General features: G+C 32.6%; 19 protein-coding genes. 14 read left to right on the plus strand and 5 right to left on the minus strand.

Features of this window, described 5'->3' with window-relative positions; translation table 11 throughout:
• Positions 1–3 precede the first annotated feature (3 nt).
• The 7 genes from Q0912_RS05700 to Q0912_RS05730 all read left to right on the plus strand — a co-directional run bounded on the left by Q0912_RS05700 (position 4) and on the right by Q0912_RS05730 (position 8,440).
• Positions 4–1,179 carry an aminotransferase class III-fold pyridoxal phosphate-dependent enzyme gene (locus Q0912_RS05700; protein WP_299112911.1) on the plus strand — a complete coding sequence of 392 codons (1,176 nt, stop codon included), beginning with the start codon at positions 4–6 and terminating at the stop codon, positions 1,177–1,179.
• Between the two features lie 161 nt (positions 1,180–1,340).
• Positions 1,341–2,747: a tetratricopeptide repeat protein gene (locus Q0912_RS05705; protein ID WP_299112913.1), complete on the plus strand. Its 1,407-nt coding sequence runs from the start codon at positions 1,341–1,343 to the stop codon at positions 2,745–2,747.
• A gap of 85 nt (positions 2,748–2,832) precedes the next feature.
• Positions 2,833–3,801: a DUF368 domain-containing protein gene (locus Q0912_RS05710; RefSeq protein WP_299112915.1), complete on the plus strand. Its 969-nt coding sequence runs from the start codon at positions 2,833–2,835 to the stop codon at positions 3,799–3,801.
• Positions 3,801–4,820, plus strand: a complete 1,020-nt coding sequence (locus tag Q0912_RS05715; RefSeq protein WP_299112917.1) for a DUF368 domain-containing protein — start codon at positions 3,801–3,803, stop codon at positions 4,818–4,820. Before Q0912_RS05710 ends, Q0912_RS05715 begins: the two co-directional genes overlap by 1 nt.
• Complete coding sequence (locus Q0912_RS05720; RefSeq protein WP_299112919.1) at positions 4,789–5,550, plus strand: shikimate dehydrogenase; 762 nt, start codon at positions 4,789–4,791, stop codon at positions 5,548–5,550. The genes Q0912_RS05715 and Q0912_RS05720 overlap by 32 nt, the downstream gene beginning before the upstream one ends.
• A gap of 79 nt (positions 5,551–5,629) precedes the next feature.
• On the plus strand, positions 5,630–7,627 hold the full coding sequence (locus Q0912_RS05725) for a DUF349 domain-containing protein (protein WP_299112920.1): 1,998 nt from the start codon (positions 5,630–5,632) through the stop codon (positions 7,625–7,627).
• Between the two features lie 267 nt (positions 7,628–7,894).
• Positions 7,895–8,440 (plus strand): hypothetical protein, encoded by a 546-nt coding sequence (locus tag Q0912_RS05730; protein WP_299112922.1) that lies wholly within the window; start codon positions 7,895–7,897, stop codon positions 8,438–8,440.
• On the opposite strand, the gene mazG is transcribed toward Q0912_RS05730, so the two are convergent.
• The 4 genes from mazG to ruvX all read right to left on the minus strand — a co-directional run bounded on the left by mazG (position 8,437) and on the right by ruvX (position 10,785).
• On the minus strand, positions 8,437–9,210 hold the full coding sequence (mazG, locus tag Q0912_RS05735) for a nucleoside triphosphate pyrophosphohydrolase (protein ID WP_299112924.1): 774 nt from the start codon (positions 9,208–9,210) through the stop codon (positions 8,437–8,439). The genes Q0912_RS05730 and mazG overlap by 4 nt on opposite strands.
• A 3-nt stretch (positions 9,211–9,213) precedes the next feature.
• Positions 9,214–9,642, minus strand: coding sequence for a DUF5606 domain-containing protein (locus tag Q0912_RS05740; protein ID WP_299113181.1), 429 nt, complete (start codon positions 9,640–9,642; stop codon positions 9,214–9,216).
• 100 nt (positions 9,643–9,742) lie between these two features.
• Entirely contained in the window at positions 9,743–10,333 is a 591-nt protein-coding gene (gene def / locus Q0912_RS05745) for a peptide deformylase (protein ID WP_299112925.1), read from the minus strand.
• Between the two features lie 38 nt (positions 10,334–10,371).
• A complete protein-coding gene (ruvX, locus tag Q0912_RS05750; protein ID WP_299112927.1) occupies positions 10,372–10,785 on the minus strand; it encodes a Holliday junction resolvase RuvX in 414 nt (137 codons plus the stop codon).
• A gap of 482 nt (positions 10,786–11,267) precedes the next feature.
• Here ruvX and Q0912_RS05755 point away from each other — a divergent pair, with 482 nt between their 5' ends.
• The 5 genes from Q0912_RS05755 to Q0912_RS05775 are packed head-to-tail and all read left to right on the plus strand — an operon-like array spanning position 11,268 to position 15,536.
• Positions 11,268–12,083, plus strand: a complete 816-nt coding sequence (locus Q0912_RS05755; RefSeq protein WP_299112928.1) for a 2,3,4,5-tetrahydropyridine-2,6-dicarboxylate N-succinyltransferase — start codon at positions 11,268–11,270, stop codon at positions 12,081–12,083.
• Positions 12,084–12,085: 2 nt separating this feature from the next.
• Positions 12,086–12,757, plus strand: a complete 672-nt coding sequence (locus Q0912_RS05760; RefSeq protein WP_299112930.1) for a hypothetical protein — start codon at positions 12,086–12,088, stop codon at positions 12,755–12,757.
• Positions 12,758–12,815: 58 nt separating this feature from the next.
• Positions 12,816–13,742, plus strand: a complete 927-nt coding sequence (locus tag Q0912_RS05765) for an ATP-grasp fold amidoligase family protein (RefSeq protein ID WP_299112932.1) — start codon at positions 12,816–12,818, stop codon at positions 13,740–13,742.
• A gap of 15 nt (positions 13,743–13,757) precedes the next feature.
• Complete coding sequence (locus tag Q0912_RS05770) at positions 13,758–14,702, plus strand: hypothetical protein (protein ID WP_299112936.1); 945 nt, start codon at positions 13,758–13,760, stop codon at positions 14,700–14,702.
• Between the two features lie 39 nt (positions 14,703–14,741).
• Positions 14,742–15,536, plus strand: a complete 795-nt coding sequence (locus Q0912_RS05775) for a cation transporter (RefSeq protein WP_299112938.1) — start codon at positions 14,742–14,744, stop codon at positions 15,534–15,536.
• Positions 15,537–15,565: 29 nt separating this feature from the next.
• Here the strand turns inward: Q0912_RS05775 and Q0912_RS05780 are convergent, their stop codons facing one another.
• Complete coding sequence (locus tag Q0912_RS05780; protein WP_299112940.1) at positions 15,566–16,168, minus strand: YrbL family protein; 603 nt, start codon at positions 16,166–16,168, stop codon at positions 15,566–15,568.
• A gap of 121 nt (positions 16,169–16,289) precedes the next feature.
• On the opposite strand from Q0912_RS05780, the gene Q0912_RS05785 reads away from it, so the two are divergent.
• Both Q0912_RS05785 and Q0912_RS05790 read left to right on the plus strand, forming a co-directional pair.
• A complete protein-coding gene (locus Q0912_RS05785; protein WP_299112942.1) occupies positions 16,290–16,970 on the plus strand; it encodes a phosphocholine cytidylyltransferase family protein in 681 nt (226 codons plus the stop codon).
• Positions 16,970–18,016, plus strand: a complete 1,047-nt coding sequence (locus Q0912_RS05790; RefSeq protein WP_299112944.1) for a CDP-glycerol glycerophosphotransferase family protein — start codon at positions 16,970–16,972, stop codon at positions 18,014–18,016. Before Q0912_RS05785 ends, Q0912_RS05790 begins: the two co-directional genes overlap by 1 nt.
• Positions 18,017–18,021 lie beyond the last annotated feature (5 nt).

Genomic DNA, 18,021 nt, shown 5'->3' on the forward strand with positions numbered 1-18,021 from the left:
TACTTGCGGCACGACTTTATAAGATATCAGGCGCAGACGACACCTCATCCTTTAGCGATGGAGGTTAGCCATGCTAAAGGTTCTTATATCTATGATAAAAATGGCAAAGCTTATCTCGATTTTGTTGCTGGTGTGTCTGCATGCAGTTTAGGACATTCGCACCCTAAAGTGGTCAATGCCATTAAAACGCAATTAGATAAATATCTCCATGTAATGGTCTATGGAGAATACATACAAGAACCTGCGCTTGAGTTATCTAAACTTTTAGCAAAACATTTACCCGCACCTTTAGAAAGTACCTATTTGGTAAATTCGGGTACCGAAGCTATTGAAGGGAGCCTTAAATTAGCCAGACGATATACAGGTAGAAGCGAAATTATTGCTGCTAAAAATGCGTATCACGGTAACACCATGGGTTCATTAAGCTTAATGGATTTTGAAGAACGTAAAACACCTTTTTTTCCGCTAATTCCAGATATAAAACATATAACGTTTAATTCTGAAGCTGATTTAAATCAGATTACAGAACATACAGCAGCAGTCATTTTAGAAACCATACAAGGAGGTGCCGGTTTTATTGAACCCAACCAAAATTATTTAAAGAACGTACAAGAACGTTGCCGTGAAGTTGGAGCTGTTTTTATATTAGATGAGATACAACCTGGAATGGGCAGAACCGGAAAACTTTTTGGTTTTGAACATTACAATTGCCAACCCGATATTCTCGTAACTGGTAAAGGGTTAGGTGGAGGCTTACCCATAGGTGCATTTACAGCCTCAAAAGAAATGATGCATGTGCTAAGCGAAAATCCAAAATTAGGACACATTACGACTTTTGGTGGCAACCCAGTTATAGCAGCAGCAGCTCTAACTACTTTAAAAGAAATCACTGAAACTGACCTTATGCTAAAAGCGCTGGAAAAAGAGCAGTTAATACGTCAACACCTGCAACATAAGCATATTAAGACTATAAGAGGTCGTGGTTTAATGCTCGCAGCAATTCTCGAAAATTCAGAGTTGGTAAATGATGTTATCCTTAAAGCACAAGAGCAAGGCTTGATTTTATTTTGGTTGCTTTTTGAACCCAAAGCCATCAGAATTACTCCTCCACTAACCATTTCTAACGAAGACATCATTAAAGGTTGTAAGCTGATCACTTCAATTTTAGATTCTCAGTAACCTAATGCTTTTAATTTCAATTAATTGGCTTTTAATTTAAAACAATCTTTAAGTTAAGTTTTATTTCAATGTTAATTAATTTGTTAAAAACATTAGCTCTATAATCGACGAAGAGCAAATGATAACTGTACTTTTATTCTAGTGAATCATTAAACCGCTATATGAATTACAGTCACAACGACGAAAATTTTCCGCTTACCCGATTTGAATCCATGTTAAAAACAAATGATATTTTGTTTTTTGATTCAAGTGAATTCGAAAACATTATCCACCACTACCTCGAAAACGGTAAAATTGCATTAGCAAAACGTGCCATTAAGCTTGGTCTTGAACAACATCCAACATCTATTAACTTAAGATTATTTCAGGTAGAAATTTTAGTCATAGAAAATAAATTTCATGAAGCCAATGATATTTTGGATTTGCTTCACAATTTAGAACCTAATAATGAAGAAATTTTTATTCAAAAAGCGAATGTACTATCTAAACAAGATCAACATCAAAAAGCTATAGATACTTTATTGATTGCTATAGAGATGTCGAGTACCCCAAGTGATGATGCCGATTTATATGCTTTAGTTGGAATGGAATATCTGTTTTTAGATCAGTTTGAAAATGCTATAATCTACTTTAAAAAATGTTTGGAAACTGACACTTCCGATTATTCTGCCTTACATAACGTGGTCTATTGCTATGACTTTTTAGACCAAAATGAAGAAGCCATAACATATTTAAACGCATTTTTAGATAACCATCCCTATTGTGAAGTTGCATGGCATCAATTAGGACGTCAATATTTTACTATAAAAGACTATGCAAAAGCCAATGCTGCTTTTGATTTTGCTATTATTTCTGATGACACCTTTGTTGGCGCTTATATAGAAAAAGGAAAAGTACTGGAGAAATTAAAGCATTACAAAGATGCTATAGAAAACTATAAAATTACTTTAGCACTAGATGAACCTACATCTTTTGCGCTCTTAAGAATTGGGCATTGCTATGAAAAACTTGGGCAAGAAGATATGGCTTTACAATTTTTCAAAAAAACAGTAGAAGAAGATGCTTTACTAGATAAAGGATGGATTGCTATCACCAAGTTTTATATGAAGCGCCTTAACTATCCTAAAGCATTACATTACATTAACAAAGCCGTAAATATTGATGGTGAAAACGTTTTATACTGGAAACTTTTCGCTACTATTAACAAACGCTTAAATTTCCTTGAAGAAGCAGAAATTGGTTATAAGCGTACTTTAGAACTAGGCAATTACGAACTAGAAACATGGTTAGACAGAAGTGATATCTTAACAACCTTAGGTGAGTATGAAGCGGCTATATATAATTTAATTCAGGCTGCAGAATTTTATCCAGAAAATGCAGAAATAGAATATAGACTTGGCGGTTTGCACTTTACGATTCACCAAACCGAAGAAGGACGTTTTCATCTAAAAAATGCAATTTCACTGAATTCTGATTATAGCTTTATCATCTCGGAGCTATTTCCAAAACTTAATGAAAACCTTATGGTAAAAGCCATAATTTCAGAAGCTAAAAAGACTTCCAATTAATACAACTTCTGTTTTTATTAGAATAAATTTAAAGCAGAACTCGTATAAAAAAATCATACCTTAGCAGTTCTTATTTATTTTAGGAATGCAAAGACGATTTTTTGATTACTTAATTATATCCTTCAAAGGTATTGCCATGGGAGCGGCTGATGTTGTCCCTGGTGTTTCTGGAGGAACTATTGCCTTTATTTCTGGTATCTACGAAGAACTCATAGAAAGTATTGACAAAGTTAATCTTGGCGTTTTTAAGGTGTGGAAACGCGAAGGGTTTAAAACGGCTTGGAAATCTATAAACGGTACATTTTTATTGGTATTATTCTCCGGAATTGCCATTAGTATTTTGTCGCTTGCCAAACTCATAAAATGGTTATTACACAACGAGCCTGTTTTATTGTGGTCCTTCTTTTTTGGCTTGGTTTTAGCTAGTATTATTTATATTGCGAAACAAATAAAAGCTTGGTCTGTAAAGATCATCGTTGCTATTATAGTGACTTCTATCCTATCCTACTACATCACACTAGCAGAACCTTTTGCATCACCAGACAGTCCATTTTATTTGTTATTCTGTGGTTTTATTGCCATTATCGCTATGATTTTACCAGGTGTTTCCGGTGCATTTATACTATTAATTCTAGGAGCTTATCAAACCGCCATAGATACTATAAATAATCTCAGAGATGGCTTATTTAATGGCGATATGGAACTTTTTAAGGATGCACTTTTAAAATTTGTATTACTTGCAATTGGAGCTGTAATTGGTCTCAAAGTTTTTTCTAAAGCCTTAAACTGGATGTTTAAGCACCAAAAACATCTCACCTTAGCCATTTTAACTGGTTTTATGATTGGGTCTCTCAATAAAATATGGCCTTGGAAAGAAATTATAAAAACCCGGATTAATTCTGAAGGCGAAGAAGTAACGCTACTCGACAAAAGTATTTTACCTTCATCATATAATGGAGACAATCAAATGGTATTGGCTATAGTATTTATTATTATAGGTTTTGGCACGATCTTAATATTAGAACGTTTAGGAAATCAAAAAAACAAGGCTTAATGCAAAGTACCAGAACCCTTAAGGATCGTATTTTCTTGGTCATTAAAGGTCTGGCTATGGGAGCTGCTAATAAGGTACCTGGTGTTTCTGGTGGTGTAGTAGCTTTTGTTGCAGGTTTTTATGAAGAGTTTATTTATTCGCTTCAACGTGTTAATAGAACTGCATTCAAACTACTTTTTAATGGCCGCTTTAAGAGTTTTTATCGCTATATAAATGGTAAATTTTTAGGACTGCTATTCTTAGGAATGATTGTCAGTTATTTTAGTGTTTCTAAAATCCTCGATTACCTTATTGTTAATTACGAGCTCTATGTATGGAGCACATTCTTCGGAATGATCTTAGGCTCTATCTATTATATCAGTAAAGATTTTAATGCCTGGAATATAAAAACAATTACTGCCCTCATTTTGGGTGCCATAGTAGGTATTAGTATAAGTTTTCTAGACCCTGCGATGGAGAATGATAACCTATGGTTTGTTTTTTTCTGTGGTATCATTAGTGTCTCTGGCATGACACTTCCAGGTTTTTCGGGCTCATTCATTCTTATTTTATTAGGCAATTATGTTTTGCTCCTTGTGGATTCTGTTAATGCTTTGTATGATACAATAGCAGATCTATTAACTGGTAATTTTGAATTTATAAAAAATGAAGCCAGAGTACGTATGTTAAAAGTTCTTGGCGTATTTACTTTAGGTTCTGTTACCGGTTTGGTAACCTTTTCTCATATCTTAAATTACATCTTAAAACACTACAAAAATATTACCCTATCTACTATTGCAGGTTTTATAATTGGGTCGCTTGGAGTCGTTTGGCCTTGGAAAGAAACAATATATAAAACTCATGCTAACGGCAATTTTATTTTGGATTCTACTGGAAAACAAATCATTGCAAATTATAAGCGGTATTTACCAGAATTCAACAATGAAACTTATACTGCAATTGCTTATATTGCTTTGGGAATCCTCATTGTATTAGGATTAGAATGGTATGGACAACACACAAGAAAACTCAAAACTTAAGTTTGGATTAGTAGGTAGAAATATCTCCTATTCATTTTCGAAAGATTATTTTTTAAAAAAATTTAAGCACGAAGATTTGCCTCACAATTATGTGAATTTTGACATAAAATCTATAGACGAACTCGATGATATTATCAGAAACACACCAAATCTTAAAGGCCTTAACGTTACCATTCCTTATAAAGAAGACGTCATCCCAATGTTGGATGATTTAAATAAACGTGCAAAAAAAATTGGTGCTGTTAATACAATAAGAATTACACGCTATCAAAAATTAATAGGATACAATACCGATTACTACGGTTTTAAAAAGTCGCTCAAACCCTATCTTAAAAAGCATCATAAACGTGCTTTAATTTTAGGTACAGGAGGCGCTTCAAAAGCTGTAGCATATGCCCTTAAAAAACTGAAAATCCAATACGATTACGTATCGCGATCAGAAAAGGAAGGTGTAAAATTTTTGTATTCAGATTTAACAGAAGATATTATTTCTACCTATACTATTATAATCAACTGTACACCAATTGGCACTTATCCAAACGTAAATAACTGTCCCAATATTCCGTACGAAGCCATAACTGAAAATCATATTCTTTACGATCTTATCTACAATCCTGAACAAACTAAATTTTTGAGTTGTGGAGACATTAAAGGAGCCACAACTATTAATGGGTTAGAAATGTTAAAACTACAGGCTGAAAAAGCTTGGAGTATCTGGATGAAGTCTTAACACACAGCAAACCCTCTATTTCCTTTGTAGTTCAAGGAGTTGTTAGTATCTTTAACCTCCTATAATAAATTTATGACTTATGTCTGAGACTGATAACCTGCAAGAAGCAGATGGAAAAAAAGAAGTAGAGGCACACAATTCTACTCCTAAACAAGATGCGACCAATACGGTTGAGATTGAAGCTAAAACTGATATTGAGGCTAAAACTGAAACTAGCGTTGAGACGGCATCTAATGAGACAATAACCGATACAGAAACTACTACTTTAGATTCTAATGAAGAGCATGTAGACGAAATTGAAGCATCCAATGCCGAAGATGCTGAGGACGAATCCAATTCTGAGCGTCATGAAGTTGAAGAAAAAGACTACCACGCCATGTCTATGCAAGACTTGGCCACAGAGCTCAATCGACTTTTAAAGCACCATAAAATTCAAACAATTTCTAAACACGTTAATCAAATTAAGGCAGAATTTAATGCCAAATATAACGAGTTGCTTGAACAGAAAAAGGAAGAGTTTGTAGAAGATGGAGGCAATGAAATTGACTTTTACTATACCAACGATACCAAAAGACTTTTCAATCAACTTTATAAAGATTATAAGCAATCTATAAGTAGTTACTACAAAGAACGCGAACAAAATCTTAAGCAAAATCTAGAAAACAGATTAGCTATTATTGAAGAGATAAAGGGGTTGCTTACTGTTGAAGAAAATATGGGTACAACCTACAAAACCTTCAAGGAATTGCAAGAAAAATGGCGTAATGCCGGTCCGATCCCAAGAGATAAGTACAATAATGCCTGGAATACTTATCATCATCATGTGGAGCGCTTTTATGACTTTTTGCATCTCAATAACGATTTGCGAGACATGGATTTTAAGCATAACTACGATCAAAAAATTAAAATCATAGAACGCGCCGAAGAACTCGCCAAAGACAACAATATAAATAGAGTTTTTAGAGAGTTACAAGTACTTCATAAACTATGGAAAGAAGAACTAGGTCCAGTTGCCAAAGCCCATAGAGAGGAAATTTGGGAGCGTTTTAGTAATGCTACAAAAGCCATCCATGAAAAACGCCAAGAGTATTATGCAGATCTAGATAAAGCCTACGAAAAGAATCTTGAAAAAAAGGAAGAACTTATTGCTAAAATTCAAAATATAGCAGACGATAAGGCTAGTTCCCATAGTGCATGGCAGAAAAAAATAAAAGCGGTTGAATCTTTAAGAGAAGATTTCTTTAACGCAGGTAAAGTACCACAAAAGGTAAACGAGGCCACTTGGGCTAAATTTAAAGGTGCTGTTAGAACATTTAATCGTGGGAAAAATAAATTCTATAAAGAATTAAAGAAAGACCAATACGAAAATCTTCAGAAGAAAAAAGAACTCATTAAGATTGCTGAAGATAATAAGGACAGTGATGATTTTAAAACGGTTACTCCTTTGATGAAGAAGATACAGAGCGATTGGAAAAAAATTGGTCATGTACCACGACGCGACAGCGATAAAATCTGGAAACAATTTAAAGCAGCATGCAACCATTATTTTGATAGAATGCACGCTGAGCGCAAAGCAGAAAATCAGCACCTCTATGATGCTTTTGATAAAAAGGTAAAACTATTAGAAGAAATTAAAACCATAGAGCTCGGCGGTGATAATAAGGCTAACATTGAGGCTTTAAAAGCAAAAATCGCTGATTGGAAAGCTATAGGTCATGTGCCACAAAATAAACGCTATATTGATGGCAAATTCTACAAAGCTATTGACGAGGCCTTTGATAAACTAAAAATGGATAAGGCCAAATTAGACATGGTAAAGTTTGAAAGTAAGCTCGAAAATTTTGCCACTAATGATAATGACACCAGGCTGCTTGATAATGAACAAAACTTTATTCGTAAAAAAATTGGTGAAGTACAGTCAGAAATTACTCAACTAGAAAATAACCTACAGTTTTTCTCTAATGTAGATTCTGACAACCCATTGGTAAAAGATGTACATAAAAATATTGCCAACCATAAAAAAGAATTAGATACATGGAAAGCGAAATTAGCTAAGATTCGCGGAATGTATTCTTAAAAATCAAAACCCATCTGTGTTCTACAGATGGGTTTTGTCCTAACTAAACTAAATTAACCTTAATTATAACCGCTTAAAAATAATTAAGATCTCCTACTAAGATTATAAAAACGTTTTGCTTCTATATACTGTAATTACGTACAGAAATTAATATTAGATGTTTCATTTTAAAATTTTTGAGAATTTTAACAAATAAGCCTCTGTTTCATTTGTGATGACATTTTTAACATATTTCGATTTATAGTTATAACTATAAATCTAAAAACAATGAAATTCTTAAAATACTTACCACTATTACTATTTGTATTTATGTATTCGTGCTCTAACAGTGACGATTCGGAAGAGGGACAGCAGCAAGAAAATGGTTCTGTTAGTATAACTTTCTCTGATGGTAGAAGTTATATTTTAGATCAGATAAACGCCACCTATAATGATTATTACGAACTTGGTGGCCAACAGCAACTCAAAATAACTGCAACTTCTTCTGACCCTTCAGTTACAGGAACACTTAATATTGAACTATATGACAATACATCTGATAACCAAAATTTTGTAGATGGAGCTTCTGTGCCTTTTCAGATTACTCCCGCTGACACTTTTGGAACCTTAAATTTTATAGATAACAACTCTACTTTCATTGCAAGTACAGGAGCCCTTGAGATTACCCATTTGGTTTTTAATACTGGTGTAAATCCTGAAAATATAATTTTTTCAGCAAGTATAGACACCTCTAATGGAAGTGGACTTATACTTCTTGGAAATATCTTGAACATAAAAATGTTTTGCGCTGCAGATGCAGAATGTGGAGGCTAAAGTGATTTCGCCTCTTCCCAAAAGATATCCATTTCAGATAATGTCATATCTTCCAGAGATTTATTTAATTCTTTAGCCTTAGCTTCTAGATACTGAAAACGTTTTATGAATTTTTTATTGGTACGCTCTAAAGCGTTTTCAGGATTTACCTTTAGAAAACGTGCATAATTAATCATAGAAAATAGTACATCACCAAACTCACTTTCTATAGTATCTTTGTTTCCTTTGTCAATCTCAGATTTTAATTCTGTAAGCTCCTCTTCTACCTTTTCAAATACCTGCTTTGGTTCTTCCCAATCAAAACCTACCCCAGCGACTTTATCTTGTATTCGATTGGCCTTTACCATGGCTGGTAAACTCTTTGGCACTCCTTCTAAAACACTTTTTTTACCTTCTTTAAGCTTTAATTGCTCCCAATTACGCTTTACATCGTCCTCATTCTCAACCTTTACATCTCCGTAAATGTGCGGATGGCGTTCCACTAGTTTATCACAAATGCTATGACAAACATCTGCTATATCAAAAGCATTGGTTTCACTACCTATTTTAGAATAAAACACAATATGCAGTAAAATATCACCTAACTCCTTCTTTATTTCGTCTAAATCTTTATCTAAAATAGCATCACCTAATTCGTAAACTTCTTCAATGGTTAAATGACGTAACGATTCCATGGTTTGCTTTTTATCCCATGGACATTGCTCGCGCAATTCGTCCATAATAACTAACAAGCGCTCAAAAGCTTTTAATTGGTTTGCTTTATTAGACATTATTTACTCTTCTTCTGAAATGTCTTTATCTTCATCAGATGTTTCAAGTGCATCTAATAAGCTGTTCTTTTGAAGTAAGTTGTACCATTGTACTACTTTTTTAATGTCCGAAGCATAAACACGATCTTCATCATAATCTGGCAGTACCTCAAAAAAGTATTCTTCTAAAGTATCTTTTCCATCCTTATGACTGATAGACGTCGGAGCACCATTTTCTTTGTCTTTAACTTTTTTAAGAACATCTTTTAAAGGCACTTCTTCAGTTAATGTATAAATAGCGATTTCGCTCAAAATACTAATGTTGCTATGTGCGCCAACTGTAATGCGTTTTTTGTCTATTAAAGATTGAACAACAGCACCTGTTCTAGTCTGTGTTACAATTTCGTATAATCCTGGTTTTCCGGAAATAGCTAAAATTTTATCTAAGCTCATATTGGTGTCTTTTTCTAAGACTAAGTTCATCGAAGTTTTCTTTTCTTATTCTAAGGTTTCGATAAGCTCAGTACAATAATCAATTTATCGTTTATTTAGTTTAACGCTTTCTGCTCATGGCAGGAAAACGCATTTTATAATCTATTCTAATTTTTCCTTTAGAAATGTTTGTCAACTTTCCTTTTATCAAACGTTTTTTAAACGATGATAGTTTGTCCGTAAATAAAATGCCTTCGATATGGTCGTACTCATGCTGAATAACCCTGGCTATTAAACCGTCGTATTCTTCAATATGTGTTTCAAAATTTTCATCTTGATACTGAATCTTAATCTTAGGTTGTCTAAAAACATCTTCTCTAACATCAGGAATGCTTAAACACCCTTCATTAAAAGCCCATTCATCACCTTCTTCTTCTAAAATTTTAGCATTGATAAATGTTTTCTTAAAATTCTTCATCTGCTCTCTATTGTTTTCAGACAGATTTTCATCTTCAGAAAATGGCTCTGTATCTACCAAAAACAAACGAATAGGTACGCCAATCTGTGGTGCTGCCAGACCAACGCCATAAGCACCATACATGGTTTCATACATGTTTTCAATTAGCGCATCTAATTTAGGATAATCCTTATCAATTTCCTTAGCTTTTTTTCTAAGTACAGCGTCACCATAAGCAACTATTGGTAATATCATAATTTGTTTATTTTCGGATGCAAAAGTACAATACTTATTTAAGAATTTGAAGAAAGGTAACTCTGTAATATCAACGTGGCACTAATTTCATCAATCAATGCTTTATTTTGTCTTTGTTTTTTCTTTAATCCACTATCTATCATAGTCTGAAATGCCATCTTAGAAGTAAAACGCTCATCAATACGCTCAATAGGAATCTCAGGAATGGCAACAGCCAATTGCCTTAAAAACTTTTGAATATGCACTTCACTTTCTGAAGCCGTATTGTCCATCTGTTTTGGTTCACCAACCACAAACATTTTTACCTTTTCAGAGGCTACATAATCCTTTAAAAACACAAGTAAATCTTTAGTCTCAACTGTTGTTAAACCAGAAGCTATAATTTGCATCTCGTCTGTTACAGCTAATCCTGTACGCTTTATCCCGTAGTCTATGGCTAAAATTCGTCCCATGTTTTGCAAAGATACGTATTAAGAATTCTTTTTTAAGTATTGTGGTTCATATAGATTTTTAAGCACTTATTAATATCTTAATAAAAAATAAAATTATAAAGATGTTTTACAGACCCATTAATTATGGGTGTACTAATAAAAAACGCTTCTTAGCAAAAAGAAGCGTTTTAATTAGCTATTAATTAAGTTATGATTTTATTCCCTCTAAAAATAAATCATGTTAATTATTCTTTAGACACAATAGATTAAAATTGGTCACATATTTCTCACAAAAGAGAAAACTCCTCAAAATTTACGGGGAGAGGAGTTTTCATAATTAGCTATTAATTAAATTCTCAGATAAACTTATTTAATAATAGATTATCATCGCACTTAACACTATTTAGACACCTCTTTTTTTTATAAGTCACTTTTTTTTACAAAAAGAATTTTAGCCTATGTTATTATAAAAGTATCTTTGAAAAATTAATTACATTTTTTGCATGCAACAATTACAATCTATTATAGAAAACGCCTGGAAAGATCGTTCCCAATTAACTAATAGTGGGACCATAGAAGCCATTAGAAGTGTTATTAACCTAATTGACGAAGGTAAATTGCGTGTTGCCGAGCCTATAGATAATGGCTGGCAAGTAAACGAATGGGTAAAAAAAGCAGTAGTTCTATATTTCCCAATTCAAAAAATGGAAACTTTTGAAGTGGGCATTTTTGAATATCATGATAAGATTCCATTAAAACGTAACTATAAAGAAAAAGGAATTAGAGTTGTTCCACATGCTGTAGCCAGACATGGAGCTTATATTTCTAAAGGTGTTATTATGATGCCTAGTTACGTCAATATAGGTGCCTATGTAGATGAAGGTACTATGGTAGATACCTGGGCAACTGTTGGTAGTTGTGCTCAAATTGGTAAAAATGTGCACCTGTCTGGTGGTGTTGGTATTGGAGGAGTACTAGAGCCTTTACAAGCAGCACCTGTAATTATTGAAGATGGTGCCTTTATTGGTAGCCGTTGTATTGTCGTTGAGGGTGTAAAAGTAGAAAAAGAAGCTGTGCTTGGGGCTAATGTAGTTTTAACTATGAGTACAAAAATCATTGATGTTACTGGAGATAAACCTATTGAAATGAAAGGTATTGTACCAGCACGATCGGTTGTAATACCAGGTAGTTATACTAAAAAATTTAAAGCTGGTGAATTTCAAGTTCCTTGTGCATTAATTATTGGAAAACGAAAAGAAAGCACAGATAAAAAAACATCGCTAAATGATGCTTTACGTGAATATGATGTGGCTGTATAATTATGAAAAAAGTTATGTATTTTCTATGGACTGGAGGTTGGGATTCTACATTTAGAGTTATTCAACTTTATAAACGCGGTATTACCATACAACCCATTTATGTTATAGATCATAACAGACCTGCAGCCCAAAAGGAGATTGAAACTATTACTTTACTGACTAAGCAAATAGAACAAAAATTCGAAAACTCTAACGGCAAGATTCTTCCTGTTAAGCTTATAAAAAGAAAGGACATAGAATCTAGTGTTTATCTAAAAACTATCTTTAAGTTAATTAAACGTCGTCGTCCCATTGGTAAACAATACTATTGGTTATCTTGTTTAGCACAAAAATATGATTCATTAGAACAGTGTTTTCATAAGGAAGATAGAGATCAACTAATTAGCATAGATGAACTCATTGAAATTAAAGACGAGACTGGTGGGAGAAACTGGGTTGTAAACCCCAAAAAAATAGGCTTTTTAAGAAGTCAATTATTTAAGAACATAAGATTTCCATTAATTTACTTATCCAAATTAGAAATGAAGCATTATGCTGAAGATCATGACTTTATTGATATAATGGACAATACCTGGTTTTGTCATAGGTCTGGTGAAAAGCCTTGTGGTAAATGTGCTCCTTGCAAACAATATGTTATTGATGGCTTTGGCTATAGGCTTTCTCAACTGTCATAACCACGTACTAGTAATATTAAACTTAATCAATTATCTTTACTAACAAACATTCTTTTGCATGCTAAAAAAAATTAGACGTTTTTTTCTAAGACATCTTCGCAAAATGCGTTTTTTACCGCCAAAATTTTATGCTAAGATTCATTACGAATATTTTTCGGGAAAAAAATTAGACCTGGATAACCCAGAAGATTTCAATGCAAAAATAGAATGGTATAAGGTTTTTTTTAGACCAAAAATATTAACCACTCTAGTTGACAAACATAAAGTTAGATCTTATGTAAAGGATAAAATTGGTGAGCAATACCTCAATGAAATTTATGCCGTTTATGATAATCCTGAAGATATTGACTTTGAGAACTTACCAAATAAATTTATTATAAAAGCAAACCATACCAACGGTCATAATTTTATTGTAAAAAACAAGGAGGATCTAAATAAGGAAAAAGTTATTAAACTATTTAAAAAATGGTTAGGTAAAAACCAGTACTATAGAAGAGGCCAAGAATGGGCTTATAAAGATGTTGACCCAAAAATAATCATCGAAAAATTCTTAAAGGAAGATGATAAAAACACCTTGGTAGATTATAAATTCTATTGTTTTAACGGAAATCCTAAGTTTATTGATGTTCATTTAGATAGAGAGGAAGATCATAAACAAGGGTGCTTTGATTTAGAGTTTAATCTTCTCCCCTTTGGAAAAAGCAAAAGTTATAAAAGTATTTCTTCTGAATTAGAAAAACCATCAAACCTCAAAGAAATGGTAAATTTATCTAAAACCTTAGCTGAAAAATTACCTTTTGTTAGAGTGGATTTCTATTCTGTAAATGGAAAAACCATTTTTGGCGAAATGACATTTTATCCTTCAGATGCCAGAAAGAAATTTTATCCTGAAGCATACAATAAAATTATTGGTGATTATTTTAAACTACCAAAACTTAACGCTAACCAAGATGTGATTGAACACATAGAAGATATAACTTACTAAACTTGTTGTTTTATAATGATTACTAAAACTCTTGACACCATAAAAATAGATGCTGTGATATCTTGGGTAGATGGTAATGGGGAAATCTACAAAGCTAAAATAGCTCCTTATCTAAAGGAACAAGCCAATGCTGAAAGAAGTTTTAACTCCAGATACGCTCAGGTCGATGAAATTGAGTATACTGTAAATTCAATTCTAAAATATGCAGCTTTTGTCGATACTATATATATTGTTACAGATAACCAAATACCAAAATTTCTTAATAAGTCTAAGTCTGAGTGTAAATACGATAAGGTGAAAATTATTGACCATAATAGTATTTTCAAAGGCTTAGAACATAACTTACCAACTTTTAATAGTAGAACTATAGAAACATGCATACATAGAATCCCTGAGTTATCAGAGTATTTTATATATCTTAATGACGATTTTTTTATTATAAACCCAACAACTAAGTCAGACTTTTTTACTGAAAACGGTTTCCCAATTCTAAGAGGGTTTTGGCAGAAATATGAATCTGATAAACTTTTTAAGAAAGACAAAAAAGAGAAGGCAGGTCATAAAAAAGCACAGGAAAAGGCTGCACAACTTCTAGGCTTTAAAAAGTTATACCGATTTAAGCATACACCACATCCTATACGCAAATCCACATTAGCGAATTATTTTAATGATAACCCTGGGGTTTTCACTAAAAACATAAAGTATAAGTTTAGAAATAAAGAACAATTTTTACCTGTGGCGCTAGCCAATCATTTAGAAATAAAGAATGGATCTTGTAAAATTCAAAACAACTTGCAGTTACTATATTTTAGATCCTACAAAAAGGCTTTAATATGGTATAAGTTGAAACTAAACATAAGCTCAAAAAACAAGTTGTTCTTAGGTTTGCAAAGCTTAAATAAAAGCCCAGATAATATATTAGAGTACATATTAGGTTGGCTCGAAAAACGTACAACATAACAACTCTTAGTGCTATTAAATATAGAAGTCACCTCATAAATGAACAAAACTATATTTGAAATTACCAAAATGGACTGTCCGTCTGAGGAAAATCTCATCCGAATGAAATTAGATGGTATTTCAAGTATTGTGAATTTAGAATTTGATATTCCAAACCGACAACTAGCTATTTTTCATACAGGAGAACCAGAACAAATTAAAGCATCAATCCTAGATCTCAATCTTGGCGGAAAATGGATTTCAACCGAACAAACTAACAAAATAAATTTTGAAGAAAATACAAACCAAAAGAAACTACTTTGGGCTGTACTTGCCATAAACTTTGCTTTTTTCATTATCGAAATGACCACAGGTATTATTTCTAAATCTATGGGACTTGTAGCAGATAGTATAGATATGCTTGCAGATAGTTTTGTTTATGGTATTAGTTTATTTGCGGTTGGAGGAACATTAATTAGAAAAAAGCGGATTGCCAAACTAGCAGGTTATTTTCAAATCGTACTTGCAATTATTGGATTTACAGAAATCTTGAGACGTTTTTTTGGATTAGAGAAGCTACCCAGCTTTTCAACAATGATTATTGTTTCGGTTTTTGCCCTTATTGCTAATGGGATTTGTCTTTATATTTTACAACAATCAAAGAGTAAAGAAGAGGCTCATATGAAAGCCAGTATGATCTTTACCTCCAATGATGTGATTATCAATTTGGGAGTTATCATAGCTGGTGTTTTTGTCAATTGGTTAAATTCTGGCACACCCGATTTAATCATAGGCACTATTGTTTTCGTATTGGTTATTCAAGGTGCGTTTAGAATATTAAAATTGAGTAAGTGAAAAAGTGTTATAAAGGATTTAATAAAGTTTTATTTCTTCGCATCTTTTATTAAAAACTGCCGCTGGTCTTCTAAACTATCAAAATGCCATTTGGTAAAGGTTCTATCGACTTTCTTTTTAGAAAAATAATGAAACCAATCCGCAAAAGGAAAAAAGTCTCTATGACCAATTCCATCGATAATGATAAGTTCAATAGAATCGTCTTTATTTAGCTTACAACAGATATTCCTGGCTCGTAAATCTCTTGTAAATACTTTATGCTTGGCCATTTGTTGTTTTAAAACGTCTAGAGCTTGTTTTAATCTTTTATCTTCAATAATATTATTCTCAGTGAGATAATATTCTAAAGTTTTTGAAATTTCACCTGTTGTTTCATCGCGTACCAAATCAAAAATTTGCCCTAGACCTAAATTAGTAGCTTCCTCATGATGAAAATCAGAATAAAATGGATAGCTATATTTAGATTTGTTACGTTTAGATAGCTTCTTAAAATACAATAATTCTTTATTGGTATACTCTCGCGTTGTTTCTGGGCGCGGAATTTTTATACATAATTGCTTATTATGAGGATGCTCATAACAAAATCGTATTTCGCCTTCACCTATATAAAATTCATCATTTAATTGAATCATAAAGCGAATTTAATGGTAATTATTAATTGAGCAAAGCTATGACAATTCATATTAATGGAAGAAGCTATTTTGTTACTTCATTATTAGCTTTATCTTTGGATGCACTTAAGATTTAATCCATATGAAAATTATAATACTTGCCGCTGGTATAGGTTCTCGACTGGGAAACCCATTTCCAAAACCTTTAACTCCATTAAAAAACGGTAAGAGCATTATGAAAATGCAAACAGATAATATTGCTTCACGTTACGATATAGATGACATCAATGTTGTTGTTGGTTTTAAAAAGAATTTAATCATGGAACGCTTCCCAGAGTTGACCTATGTATACAATCCTTTTTTCGATAGAACTAATACTTCAAAGAGCTTATTGCAAGCATTAAAAAAACATAAAGATAAATCTGTAATGTGGTTTAATGGCGATGTGGTTTTTGATGTTAACTTACTAGACATTTTAGACCCTTATGTACAAGCTAATGAGTCTTTCGTTGCTGTTAATACGAGTAAAGTAGCTGAAGAAGAAGTAAAATACACATTAAAGGATGGTTACATCAACGAACTATCTAAAACAGTGAAAAATGGTCTTGGAGAAGCTGTTGGCATTAATTTTATTTCTTCAAATGATATTAAAACTTTTATTTCTCGTTTAGAAGAATGTGATGATAATGACTATTTTGAACGCGGTATGGAAATAGCTATAGAAAAAGATAACCTTAAAGTACAAGCGGTTGATATTTCTCAATACAATTGCATGGAAATAGATTTTGTTGAAGATCTAAATGAAGTAAACAAGACCTTGTAATGAAGTTTGTGCTTTTCTGTCTAAATAATTATGCATTCGCTATCTTAAACCCAATTAAAGAAGTTTTAGTAGAAAAGAATCATGATTTTATTTGGTATGTAGCACCAAAAATCATTACTAGTTTTCCTTACCAATCAGACCCCAATACATCGTCTGTCAAAGCTATAAAAGCTTTTAAAAGCGATGTTATTTTTGCGCCAGGAAATGAAGTTCCATACTTTCTAAGAGGCTTAAAAACACAAATATTTCATGGTTTAGCTGGTGAAAAAAAAGGGCACTTTAGAATCCGACAATATTTTGACCTCTACCTAACTCAAGGCCCATATTTTACCAATCGGTTTAATGAATTAAAGGAAGAACACAAAGATTTTGATGTTATTGAAACAGGTTGGCCAAAGCTTGATGTATATTATAAAAATGATAACGAATTAACAAAAGAAAAGAAGAGCCTACTTAAAAAGTACAATACAAAAACTATAATTCTTTATGCTCCAACCTTTTCACCCAAGTTAACTTCTGCTCCTCACCTACTGGAAGAAATTAAATCACTCGCTGAGAATAAAGACTACCTTATTTTGTTTAAGTTCCATCCGCTAATGGCAGAAGAATGGATTACTAAATACAAAGAACTCGCTGAAGTTACAGACAACATTGTGTATCAGAATGAGAAGGACATTACAAAATTCTTGATTATCTCAGACATTATTTTAAGTGATACCTCTTCTGTAGTTTACGAATTTTTATTGCTAGATAAACCTGCGATAACGTTTAATAGTATTTCGAGCAACATTGTTTGGAAAGATTTAAAAACCTATGAGAATTTAAGCAACGAAGTTTCTGAAACTCTAAATAGTGATAGTAATGCTGAGTTACGAAAAAGCATTATAAAAAATTATCATCCCTACAATGATGGTATGTCTGCAAAGCGCATGGTTGAAGCTGTAGAGAGTTACCTAACAACACACCAAGTCCCTGAAAAACGAAAAATATCTACGTTTAGGAAGTTGAAAACACATTATAAACTTTTATCAAATAAAACCTATTAGTTACC

Origin of the sequence: uncultured Winogradskyella sp., assembly GCF_947498345.1 — a bacterium.
Lineage (GTDB): Bacteria > Bacteroidota > Bacteroidia > Flavobacteriales > Flavobacteriaceae > Winogradskyella.

Excerpts from the sequence above, each read along its gene's own strand:
- Q0912_RS05705 (WP_299112913.1), top strand. The coding sequence starts at position 1,341 with ATGAATTACAGTCACAACGACGAAAATTTTCCGCTTACCCGATTTGAA.
- Q0912_RS05710 (WP_299112915.1), top strand. The coding sequence starts at position 2,833 with ATGCAAAGACGATTTTTTGATTACTTAATTATATCCTTCAAAGGTATT.
- Q0912_RS05715 (WP_299112917.1), top strand. The coding sequence starts at position 3,801 with ATGCAAAGTACCAGAACCCTTAAGGATCGTATTTTCTTGGTCATTAAA.
- Q0912_RS05720 (WP_299112919.1), top strand. The coding sequence starts at position 4,789 with ATGGACAACACACAAGAAAACTCAAAACTTAAGTTTGGATTAGTAGGT.
- Q0912_RS05725 (WP_299112920.1), top strand. The coding sequence starts at position 5,630 with ATGTCTGAGACTGATAACCTGCAAGAAGCAGATGGAAAAAAAGAAGTA.
- Q0912_RS05730 (WP_299112922.1), top strand. The coding sequence starts at position 7,895 with ATGAAATTCTTAAAATACTTACCACTATTACTATTTGTATTTATGTAT.
- mazG (WP_299112924.1), bottom strand. The coding sequence starts at position 9,210 with ATGTCTAATAAAGCAAACCAATTAAAAGCTTTTGAGCGCTTGTTAGTT.
- Q0912_RS05740 (WP_299113181.1), bottom strand. The coding sequence starts at position 9,642 with ATGAGCTTAGATAAAATTTTAGCTATTTCCGGAAAACCAGGATTATAC.
- def (WP_299112925.1), bottom strand. The coding sequence starts at position 10,333 with ATGATATTACCAATAGTTGCTTATGGTGACGCTGTACTTAGAAAAAAA.
- ruvX (WP_299112927.1), bottom strand. The coding sequence starts at position 10,785 with ATGGGACGAATTTTAGCCATAGACTACGGGATAAAGCGTACAGGATTA.
- Q0912_RS05755 (WP_299112928.1), top strand. The coding sequence starts at position 11,268 with ATGCAACAATTACAATCTATTATAGAAAACGCCTGGAAAGATCGTTCC.
- Q0912_RS05760 (WP_299112930.1), top strand. The coding sequence starts at position 12,086 with ATGAAAAAAGTTATGTATTTTCTATGGACTGGAGGTTGGGATTCTACA.
- Q0912_RS05765 (WP_299112932.1), top strand. The coding sequence starts at position 12,816 with ATGCTAAAAAAAATTAGACGTTTTTTTCTAAGACATCTTCGCAAAATG.
- Q0912_RS05770 (WP_299112936.1), top strand. The coding sequence starts at position 13,758 with ATGATTACTAAAACTCTTGACACCATAAAAATAGATGCTGTGATATCT.
- Q0912_RS05775 (WP_299112938.1), top strand. The coding sequence starts at position 14,742 with ATGAACAAAACTATATTTGAAATTACCAAAATGGACTGTCCGTCTGAG.
- Q0912_RS05780 (WP_299112940.1), bottom strand. The coding sequence starts at position 16,168 with ATGATTCAATTAAATGATGAATTTTATATAGGTGAAGGCGAAATACGA.
- Q0912_RS05785 (WP_299112942.1), top strand. The coding sequence starts at position 16,290 with ATGAAAATTATAATACTTGCCGCTGGTATAGGTTCTCGACTGGGAAAC.
- Q0912_RS05790 (WP_299112944.1), top strand. The coding sequence starts at position 16,970 with ATGAAGTTTGTGCTTTTCTGTCTAAATAATTATGCATTCGCTATCTTA.